Below are 9,297 nucleotides of genomic sequence, written 5' to 3'. Positions count from 1 at the left end.
AGGCTCCACCAGAGCCTGGGCTACCGCACGCCGGCTGAAGTCGAAACCGAATTTTGGGAACACCACCCCAGTCGAGAAATAATGGAAATCAAGGCACAAGCCTAGGAACAAAACCCGGGACACTTCAACTGCGTCGCCCATAGTTATCGATCGTAGCTTTGCTGCGGGTGCAGCGCCGGCGATTTTGGTGGTGACGCCCCTAGTGTCAATGAGCTGAAGGTCTGGTTAACAGGGAACAAAGCCTGGCTTGTATTATGTAGTTCGCATGGTCGGCAGGCTGCGGATGAGCGCTGGTTGCCGTTTGTCATGCGATTGCCCTAGTAGCTCAGTGGATAGAGCACGGCTCTCCTAAAGCCGGTGTCGGAGGTTCGATTCCTCTCTGGGGCACGCTGGAAGTCTCGAGACATCGTTCCGGTCGGTGTCTCGAGATTTTTGTTTTTGGTTGCCCCGACTGGGGTTGAGTTCGTTGTCTTTCTTGTTGTAGTAGATCTTTTCTTCGGTAAGTGTGTAGGCAGCGATTTGTGCCCCGGTGGCGGTTATTTTGATGTCGACGTGGTTGTCGATGCAGACACCATGGTGATTGGTTCCCCCGCCCCATCGGCGGCCGATGTAGAGGCGGCGTAGTTTACTGCCCCATCGCAGGGTTGTCTTGCCGTTGGTGCCGACTTTGTCGGTGCGTAGTCGGTAGTCGTGGTCTGGTTTGGTGTCTACTTATCTGCATTCACCCCCATTAAGGGTGAATCTTCAGATCAAAACTAGAAGTAGTTTATAAAGAGTATTATCTGTATTAGGTAAGCCTTACCTTTCCTGCTGTTCATGAATTGAGGTTTACTATGGCCCAACAGTCCTCTACGCCCGCACGGAGTGCAAGCTCATCCAGTGGGTCGACGGCACGTTTAAACACCAGAGATCTCATCAACGCTGGCATCTTTGCTGCACTTTACTTTGTAATCACCTTTATAAGCGGAATGATTGGATTCGCAGGACCACAATTCATGTTTATTGGATGGTTCATCGCGGCAATCGCAAACGGAATCGTGCTAGCGCTTTATGCCGCCCGCACGCCCAAAATGGGTGCTTTCACCCTCGTCGGTGGTATTAACGGATTAGCATTCATGCTTACCGGACACTACTTCTGGACCTTGCTGGGAAGCATAATTCTTGGGTTTATCGCGGATTTGATTATTGCAAAAAGCCACCTCAGTATTGCCAAGTCCTTCCCTATTGCCTACGGCGTCTTCTGTGTCTGGATTTCTTTGCCTTTTATCCCGCTAATTCTGGATACAGACTCATACTACGTCGATATCGCAGACCAAATGGGTCAAGAATACGCCGATGCTATGTCGGATATCTTCCAGCCATGGACCATTGGAGTACTGGCCATTTGTGCGCTCATCGTCGGCTTTATCGGAGGAAAGGTCGGAGTTCGCGTCAGCCACAAACACTTTGAAAGCGCTGGTCTCCTGTGAGCCTGCAAAAACAGGGCGTGCTTCGTCGATCTTCGATCGATCCACGGACCGTGCTGCTTTCTGTTCTAGTAATCAATGCGGTAGCTCTCAGCCACGGCCACCTACCGACACTGCTGATTTCTATCGCCTTCAGCTCCATCGCACTAGCTACAGTAAAGCCACACTATGGTCTTATTTGCCTGTTCGCTTTTGCATTATCCTATCTAGGGTATTGGGGCCTATTACAGCTTCCTGGCTCCACATTTTTCGCTTTTTCAGCGGCAATTTTTTCGTGGCTAAGCCGTTTTGTCATCAGCATGTCCATCGGCGCATTCGGCTTGCTTACTCTCACACCATCCACGTTGACCTCAGCACTGCGAGACCTGCGTTTACCAGGCTGGGCCACTATTCCACCCGCGGTATTCCTGCGCGTTTTGCCGATCATCGTGGCAGAAGCCAAAGCCATCCGCGATGCCATGATCCTTCGGGGGCTCCAGCCTGGAGTAAAAAGCTGGATCACACAGCCCACACAATCGTCCGCGATGCTGATCATCCCCTTATTAGGCGCCGTCGTCCGCGCTGGTGATGAGCTCGCTGCCTCCGCTCTTGTCCGCGGATTGGGAGGCCCCATACGCCCGACCACCACCGCCGATCTTTCCTTCAAGCTTGTCGATGCAACTGCACTAGCTGGGTTGGGCCTCGTTGTTGCCTCTGTCTGGCTTCCCATGGAGGTCCACTTATGAACGAACGCAGTATCGCAACCAGTGTAAACGCCCACAACGTTTCTTTTACATATCCATCGGGCGCTCGGCCAGGCATTCAAGGTGTATCTGATGTGTCTTTTTCTGTCTCTCCAGGACAGTGCCTACTGATTACCGGTGATTCCGGATCGGGAAAGTCCACGGTACTCAAGTTGATCAACGGGCTCATCCCCCATTTCAATCCAGGAGAGCTACTAGGCACCATCACTATTATAAAGGATGACCAGGCTTTTAACCCTACGGAAGAACCGCTGTTCCGAGCCATCGAGTTCAGCGCCTCAGTATTCCAGAATCCAAGGACACAATTTTTCACTGAAAGCGTCAATACAGAATTGGCCTTCGGGCTAGAAAACCTTGGTGTGGATCCCACAGAAATTGAGTCGAGGATTCAATCAGCGGTCGAGCTACTAGGCATTAACGATCTTCGGGGCCGGCGATTCAAAGAATTATCCGGTGGACAGTTACAAACCGTGGCATGCGCATGCGCGCTTGTGTCCCCGGGCAGTCTCGTGCTTCTCGATGAACCCACGTCCAATCTCTCCATGGAAAGCATCGATATTCTTGCACGCGTGCTACACCGCTTGAAGGAATTAGGCACAACGATCATTATCGCTGATCACCGCCTCTTTTTCTTAAAAGATATCGCTGACCAAGTCATTTACTTGACTCAGGGAAAAATAACGCGGAGTTTCCACGCTCAGGAGTTTTATGGCTTAGACGAACCCGAACGCAAACAATTGGGGCTACGCAGCTTACACCACGTTCCCCTGCCCGCGAGCGTGCCGGTACCACCCACGCTCGAAAACGCCGATCCCCAGCGGAGAGGACTCGAGTTAAGCAACATCTGTTTTTCTTATGGCACGCATGAGGTGCTAAACATTGACCACGCATTTTTCTCCAGCGGCGAAGTCACTGCCTTAATCGGGCCCAACGGCGCTGGAAAAACCACCCTCGCCAGGATCATTTGTGGTCTTGCTTCTCCCAAACGCGGCGGTAATCTCCGTTTGAACAGCAAACGAGTAGGAGCGGCTGCCCGCAGACGTGCCGCGTACATGGTGATGCAAGATGTTGGCCGCCAATTATTCGCAGCCACCACCGAAGAAGAAGTCACGCTCGGACTGGCAAAGAAGAAGCGGGACCACATCGATGTCAATGAGATTCTCCATCGCCTCGATCTGGCAGGAATGGCCCAACGGCATCCGCAGTCTCTGTCCGGTGGGCAACGGCAACGCTTAGCCATAGCTTCAGCCCAAGCCGAGCAAGCAGAGGTCTACATCTTCGATGAACCTACCTCTGGCGTGGGCTGGCGCCAACTGCAATCCATCTCTGCGCTGCTTCGATCTCTTGCAGCAAGCGGAGCAGTGGTCATCGTCATCACCCATGACCACGAATTCATCCAAGAATCAGTCACCAGAATCATCGATATTACTGACATCAACAAGAATTGAGAAAGAAATGTCTGAAATAAGACAGAGTTCCACAGAATCAAGCGGAACCCACGCACCAGAATCACACGGTGCGTCACCGGAAGAAGAGGCTCGTGCAAAACTAAAAGCCGGCCAGGTCGCTCTAAAAAAGCTACTGGCCCCAGTGCAAACAACCATCTACTTCGCACAGTTTCTCGCGCTTATATCCTCGATACTCGCCGTAGCACCCTACGTCGCGTTGGTGGCACTGGGAAATGCTCTAATCGACGGCAATACTGATGACGTCGCGTCCATTGTGAAATGGCTACTTGCTACTTTTTTGGGCCAGCTATTCTTCTATTTCCTTTCCCTTGCGATCACCCACTTCGCTGATGCAAAGCTGGTGGGGATTAACCGGCGCCGAATTATTACCGCTATTGCGAAAGCACCACTCTCGTGGTTTAGCCAGACTAATTCCGGCAAAGTTCGCAAAGCCGTCGAGGACGATACGTTAACTCTGCACACCCTGACAGCCCACGCTCCTGTAGAGAAGGTTGCCGCGATCTTTACGCCCCTCGCGCTTCTGGTTTATGCCTTTATCTTGGATTGGCGCCTTGGTCTTCTTTCTATTGCCACTGTGCCCATTTTCCTAGCAATCCAAGCGTATTCAATGAAAGATATGGGCACAAAAACTGCGGAAATGGATAATTATCTGGGTGAGGTCTCTGCGACTGCGGTGGAGTTCTCCGAAGGTATTTCCGTCATCAAGGCTTTCGGCACCGTTGGCAAAGCCCACGCTCGATATCGCGAAGCTGCCCAAAGATTCGCGGAATTCTATTACGAGTGGGTACGTCCTCTTCTGCGTGTTAGCGCAATCTCAGAATCTGTGGTGGCGGTTCCTGTCCTCATCCTTATCAATGTAGGAGTCGGTTCCCTGCTGATAGCTGGTGACTATGTAACGGTCGCTGAAGTCATCGCAACAACGTTAATTGCGCTGGTGCTCCCGGGCACGATTCAAACCGTCGGCCAAATGATGTGGTCTTACCAGCTCGCTGGCAATGCGGCGTTGCGCCTTGATGAAGTCATGACAATTTCCCACGTGAAAGAAGGCCAAAAGAGCCTCGATGCCAATAGTCAAGACATGGAGGTGGAGTTCCATAAGGTCAGCTTTAGCTACGCCCCAGACACACCAGTCCTCCAAGACTTTTCTGCGCAACTAAAAGCAGGCACTGTCACGGCATTGATTGGCCCCTCTGGGGCTGGCAAATCCACAGCAGCAACGATGCTGGCGCGTTTCCAGGATCCAGATTCGGGCACAATCACTATCAACCACGTGGATATCCGTGATCTCACTTTCGACAGTTTGTACCGCACTGTGGCTTTCGTCTTACAAGATCCTCATTTACTGCGTATGAGTATTCGGGAAAACATTCGCCTTGCACGCCCAGAAGCCCGCGATGAAGAGATCTGGCAAGCTGCAGAGGCTGCGCACATAGCTGCTGATATTCGCGCTTTACCGGCTGGGCTCGACACCGTTGTTGGTGAGGACATCTCTTTATCCGGTGGACAACAGCAACGCATTTCTATTGCCCGGGCAATTGTTACCAATGCCCCAATCTTGATCCTGGATGAAGCTACTGCGGCAACTGATCCTGACTGCGAAGCAGAAATTCAAGCAGCTCTAGCCACACTCGTCAGAGGCAAGACCGTCTTAGTCATCGCCCACAAGCCGGAGTCCATCCAAGGCGCAGACCAAATAATCTGCCTCAAGCCTATGAAGGATAATTCTCATGTCTAATGCCACTACGCCTGCTAGTTCGCGTCTTCGTGATCCGCTACTCACTCGCAGTGTCAAAAAGCTGCAAGGCCCTGTAGGCCATAAGCTCAATAAAAGGTATGCTTGTCTATCTCTTATCGTGGGCGTGCTTGACGGCCTCGCCGTTCTCACGCTCGTGCCACTTACAAAGGCACTCGATGGGGATACGACGATCGCACCATGGATGTGGACGCTTTTGGCAATTGCGCTCGTAGCTTTTGCGCTACGATTTTTCGCAACCATGGCCTCTTACCACACGGCCTTGGATTTCATCCGAACCGCGCACACGACTGTGGGCGATAAATTAGCAACGCTACCGCTCGGCTGGTTCGTACCGGCTAATACTGGCGGCCTATCTCGCCTCGTTTCAGATCGCTTTATGGTGGCGGCCGAGACCATTGCGCATATTCAAGGAACGGTATACCGCGATAGCGCGGCACTTGTCACCTTGTTAGTAGGAGCGTGTTTCTGGAACCCGAAGCTGGGCTTGGTCCTTCTTATCATCGCACCATTGGCGCTCGTGGTGATGCAGTTGGCTGCATGGATTCGTGAGAAAGCATCGAACCGCACACTGGGGCCGAGTAAAGAGCTCTCCCAGCGCATCGTAGAATTTGCTAACCGTCAACCAGCCCTGCGCGCGGCAGGACAATCACAAGTTTTTGCGCCACTAGAGCAAGCGCTAGAAATCGACCATAAAGCACGAATACGCGAGCTATGGGTATCCACATTAGCTTTGCTACTCAACGGCATAGTAGTGCAGATCTTCATCGTGGCTCTCATTATGGTCTCCGCGGATTTTGCCGTTGAAGGCGCCCTATCGCCACTAGAAACAATTGCGATCATCGGAATCAGCTTGAGGTTTACCCGCACGCTTGAGGAGCTGGGTTCTTCTTTCGTCGGTTTAGATGCCGGCCGTATCGCGCTCGCAGAAACTGAGCTCATCACCGATGCTCCTTCCCTGCCAGAACCCACTACTCCGCGCCCAGGCGATGGTTCGGGAAATGTAGAGCTGCGTAATGTCACGTTTGGATACGGCGATAAACCAGTATTGGTAGATGTCGCTTTCCATGCTCGATCAGGCACCGTTACCGCCATTGTCGGTCCTTCTGGCTCCGGAAAGACCACAATTGCGCGCCTTATTTCGCGATTCTGGGATGTAGATTCCGGGGCGGTGATGGTTGACGGCGTAGATATCCGCGAGCTTGGAACCGAACAGTTAATGTCCAGACTGTCCATGGTCTTTCAGGACGTCTACCTCTTCGACGACTCGTTAATCGCTAATATCCGCGTTGGTCGTCCCGACGCCTCCGATGAGGAAGTCTTCCGCGCAGCTGATCTTTCAGGCGTGACTTCTATTGCCAACCGCCTAGGGTGGCATACTCCAGTTGGTGAAGGCGGGCGGCTTCTATCCGGTGGTGAACGCCAGCGCGTATCTGTAGCTCGCGCGCTTCTCAAACAAGCGCCGATTGTACTCTTTGATGAGGCTACCTCCGCGCTCGATGCAGAAAATGAGGCAAACATTCTTGCTGCGATGGACGAGCTACGGGAGCAATCTACTTTCATTGTCATCGCCCATAAGCTGGATACAATCAAATCTGCTGATCAAATCGTAGTCTTGGATGAACACGGGCAAGTCAGCCAGCTGGGCACGCATTCTGAGCTTTCCGATGTCCCCGGTATCTACCGTCACTTCTGGCAGCAACGCAAAGCAGCACGCGGGTGGAAAATCAATTCGGGACGCGATTAACGCGGGCACCGAGATTGGCGTTGTTTGCGGGGGCACCCTTCTCCCCCCCCCCGCAGCACGGAGCACCCTAAGTGCACCGACAAAGCTCAGAGCGAAGAATACGGTAGCGGCTACGAGTGACCACTGCGCGGCGTTGGCTATGCCTACGCTTAAGGCCTACACCACTGCCCCAGGCACACGGTCGTTTGCGTTGCGGAGGCTTGCCTGGAGTCATAGACGGGAATATCCCGCAGCATCGTGCCGGTCAGCTGCGCGGAGGCGAACCCCAGGCCCAAGCCGTACAGGTTCAGCGGCGCGGCGATGACCATAAGCAGGACGAGGATAAGGACGCCGACGGCTTCCAAGCCGAGCCCAATGAGCACGGTGCCAGGCGCCCCGTACCGTGCCGCGACGTCGGGGGTGGCAAAATCTGTCGGATTCTTCAAAGCGGATGGCACCCTTGATTCAGAGGCGATCGTCAAGAGCATCCGCGAAAGCGCGGCAAAAACCCAAGAGCAGAAGCCGCGCGAAGCAGGCGCAGAATGAACTGATGCCCTGGACTAGCGTCGCGTCCAGGTGCAGAAGCGGTAGCGCAAGGGCTGCTCGGTATCGACTTCTTGGTCGACCGGGTGGCCCTTTTCCGATTCCTGCCAGTCCTGCGCCGACTCTTCAAATTCCTCTTCCGGAACCAGTGGTGCATACACCTGAAATCGTTCGGGTGCCTCCATATCAATCTCCGTGATGACGATGCGGTCAGCCACGGGCATGCACTGGGCGTACACCTGACCGCCACCCAGCACCCACACTGTAGGGGTGCGGTCGTCAGCGCCCTCGCCTTTGTCGGCGCTGTCCGTCAGCTCGTTCAGGATCTGCTCGGCGGCGTTGGCCAGTGCGCTGGGGATCGACGGTTCGACAATGCCACCGGGAGCGTCATAGTTATCCTGCCGGGTGATCACATAATTCGTGCGATCCGGCAGTGGACGGAAGCCATCGTCTAGTGCTTCCCAGGAGGTGCGCCCCATGACGACCGGATAGCCGCTTGTAGCGTTCTTGAAGTGCTTCAAGTCCTCTGGCAGATACCATGGCATGTCCGCACCATCACCAATGACGCCATCGGTGGTTTGTGCCCAGATCATGCCAATCTCAACCTGGTCGCGGGAAATCCCCTTAGCCTCCAGCGCGTAATTCACCGCTGCGGCGGTGAGATCCGGGTAATCTCCGGGCTCATAGCCAGTCGGACGGTGGGGCTTTTCGTTAGTCGTCATTTATACGGCCACCTTTGCCTTGATCACCGGGTGCGGGTCGTAACCGGTGAACTCGATATCGGAGAAGTCGTAGGAGAACATATCCGCCGCCTTGTTTAGCTGTAGCTGCGGATACGGGCGAGGATCGCGCGAAAGCTGCAGCTTTACCTGTTCCACGTGGTTGTCGTAGATGTGGCAATCGCCGCCGGTCCAGATGAACTCGCCAACCTCCAGACCCGCCTGCTGGGCAAACATGTGAGTTAACAGCGAGTAGCTCGCGATGTTGAAAGGTACGCCCAGGAACATGTCCGCGCTGCGCTGATACAGCTGGCAGCTCAACTTGCCGTCTGCCACATACAGCTGGAACAACAGGTGGCATGGTGGCAGAGCCATGTTGTTCAGCTCGGAAACATTCCATGCGCTGACGATATTGCGGCGGGAGTCGGGGTTGGTCTGAAGCATGTTGAAAGCCCCCGAGATCTGATCGATGTGCTGGCCGTTCGGGGTGGGCCAGCTGCGCCACTGCACGCCATAAACCGGCCCTAAGTCACCGTTTTCGTCCGCCCATTCATTCCAAATGCGGATGCCGTTTTCCTGCAGCCAGCGCACATTGGAATCACCCCGGAGGAACCACAGCAGCTCGCCAACCACGGACTTAATGTGCACCGATTTGGTGGTGATCAGGGGGAAACCCGCAGAGAGGTCGTAGCGTAGCTGACGACCAAACAGGCTGGTGGTGCCGGTGCCCGTTCGGTCTCCCTTGGGAGTACCGGTCTCCAAAATCTGCCGGAGCAGATCTTCATACGGGGTGGGGATGGAGCCTGGCTGTTGCTGGGTATCCACTGACGCTCCGCCTGCCTTTCCTGCTCTAATTCAAAGTCCCACATAGTCTACGT

8 protein-coding genes, 1 tRNA gene and 1 pseudogene are annotated in these 9,297 nt (G+C 54.1%); 6 read left to right on the top strand and 4 right to left on the bottom strand.

Features of this window, described 5'->3' with window-relative positions; all coding sequences use genetic code 11:
- Positions 1-314 precede the first annotated feature (314 nt).
- Positions 315-387: transfer RNA gene (locus ACUY2T_RS02730), tRNA-Arg, on the top strand.
- Between the two features lie 30 nt (positions 388-417).
- Here ACUY2T_RS02730 and ACUY2T_RS02725 read toward each other — a convergent pair.
- A pseudogene (locus ACUY2T_RS02725) lies at positions 418-693 on the bottom strand (IS481 family transposase); the annotation flags it as partial.
- Between the two features lie 140 nt (positions 694-833).
- On the opposite strand from ACUY2T_RS02725, the gene ACUY2T_RS02720 reads away from it, so the two are divergent.
- Genes ACUY2T_RS02720 through ACUY2T_RS02700 form a run of 5 tightly spaced genes read left to right on the top strand, consistent with a single transcriptional unit; the run spans position 834 to position 7,178 of the window.
- Positions 834-1,469 (top strand): MptD family putative ECF transporter S component, encoded by a 636-nt coding sequence (locus ACUY2T_RS02720; protein WP_448307471.1) that lies wholly within the window; start codon positions 834-836, stop codon positions 1,467-1,469.
- Positions 1,466-2,191 (top strand): energy-coupling factor transporter transmembrane component T family protein, encoded by a 726-nt coding sequence (locus ACUY2T_RS02715; protein ID WP_448307470.1) that lies wholly within the window; start codon positions 1,466-1,468, stop codon positions 2,189-2,191. The genes ACUY2T_RS02720 and ACUY2T_RS02715 overlap by 4 nt, the downstream gene beginning before the upstream one ends.
- Entirely contained in the window at positions 2,188-3,657 is a 1,470-nt protein-coding gene (locus ACUY2T_RS02710; protein WP_448307469.1) for an ABC transporter ATP-binding protein, read from the top strand. Before ACUY2T_RS02715 ends, ACUY2T_RS02710 begins: the two co-directional genes overlap by 4 nt.
- A gap of 7 nt (positions 3,658-3,664) precedes the next feature.
- Positions 3,665-5,413, top strand: a complete 1,749-nt coding sequence (locus ACUY2T_RS02705) for an ABC transporter ATP-binding protein (RefSeq protein ID WP_448307482.1) — start codon at positions 3,665-3,667, stop codon at positions 5,411-5,413.
- Positions 5,406-7,178 carry an ABC transporter ATP-binding protein gene (locus tag ACUY2T_RS02700; RefSeq protein WP_034993051.1) on the top strand — a complete coding sequence of 591 codons (1,773 nt, stop codon included), beginning with the start codon at positions 5,406-5,408 and terminating at the stop codon, positions 7,176-7,178. The genes ACUY2T_RS02705 and ACUY2T_RS02700 overlap by 8 nt, the downstream gene beginning before the upstream one ends.
- Before the next feature lie 149 nt (positions 7,179-7,327).
- Here ACUY2T_RS02700 and ACUY2T_RS02695 read toward each other — a convergent pair whose 3' ends face one another.
- The 3 genes from ACUY2T_RS02695 to ACUY2T_RS02685 form a co-directional block, all read right to left on the bottom strand.
- Complete coding sequence (locus ACUY2T_RS02695) at positions 7,328-7,603, bottom strand: hypothetical protein (RefSeq protein WP_237744319.1); 276 nt, start codon at positions 7,601-7,603, stop codon at positions 7,328-7,330.
- Positions 7,604-7,717: 114 nt separating this feature from the next.
- Positions 7,718-8,422, bottom strand: coding sequence for a dihydrofolate reductase (locus ACUY2T_RS02690; RefSeq protein ID WP_448307468.1), 705 nt, complete (start codon positions 8,420-8,422; stop codon positions 7,718-7,720).
- On the bottom strand, positions 8,423-9,244 hold the full coding sequence (locus ACUY2T_RS02685) for a thymidylate synthase (RefSeq protein ID WP_448307467.1): 822 nt from the start codon (positions 9,242-9,244) through the stop codon (positions 8,423-8,425).
- Positions 9,245-9,297: the final 53 nt, after the last annotated feature.

It is taken from the genome of Corynebacterium sp. 22-2729 (assembly GCF_053479475.1).
This window is presented reverse-complemented; position numbering and strand designations above follow the sequence as displayed.

Bases quoted from the DNA above. Each gene is read 5' to 3' on its own strand.
- ACUY2T_RS02720 (WP_448307471.1), top strand. From the start codon at position 834: ATGGCCCAACAGTCCTCTACGCCCGCACGGAGTGCAAGCTCATCCAGT.
- ACUY2T_RS02710 (WP_448307469.1), top strand. From the start codon at position 2,188: ATGAACGAACGCAGTATCGCAACCAGTGTAAACGCCCACAACGTTTCT.
- ACUY2T_RS02705 (WP_448307482.1), top strand. From the start codon at position 3,665: ATGTCTGAAATAAGACAGAGTTCCACAGAATCAAGCGGAACCCACGCA.
- ACUY2T_RS02700 (WP_034993051.1), top strand. From the start codon at position 5,406: ATGTCTAATGCCACTACGCCTGCTAGTTCGCGTCTTCGTGATCCGCTA.
- ACUY2T_RS02690 (WP_448307468.1), bottom strand. From the start codon at position 8,422: ATGACGACTAACGAAAAGCCCCACCGTCCGACTGGCTATGAGCCCGGA.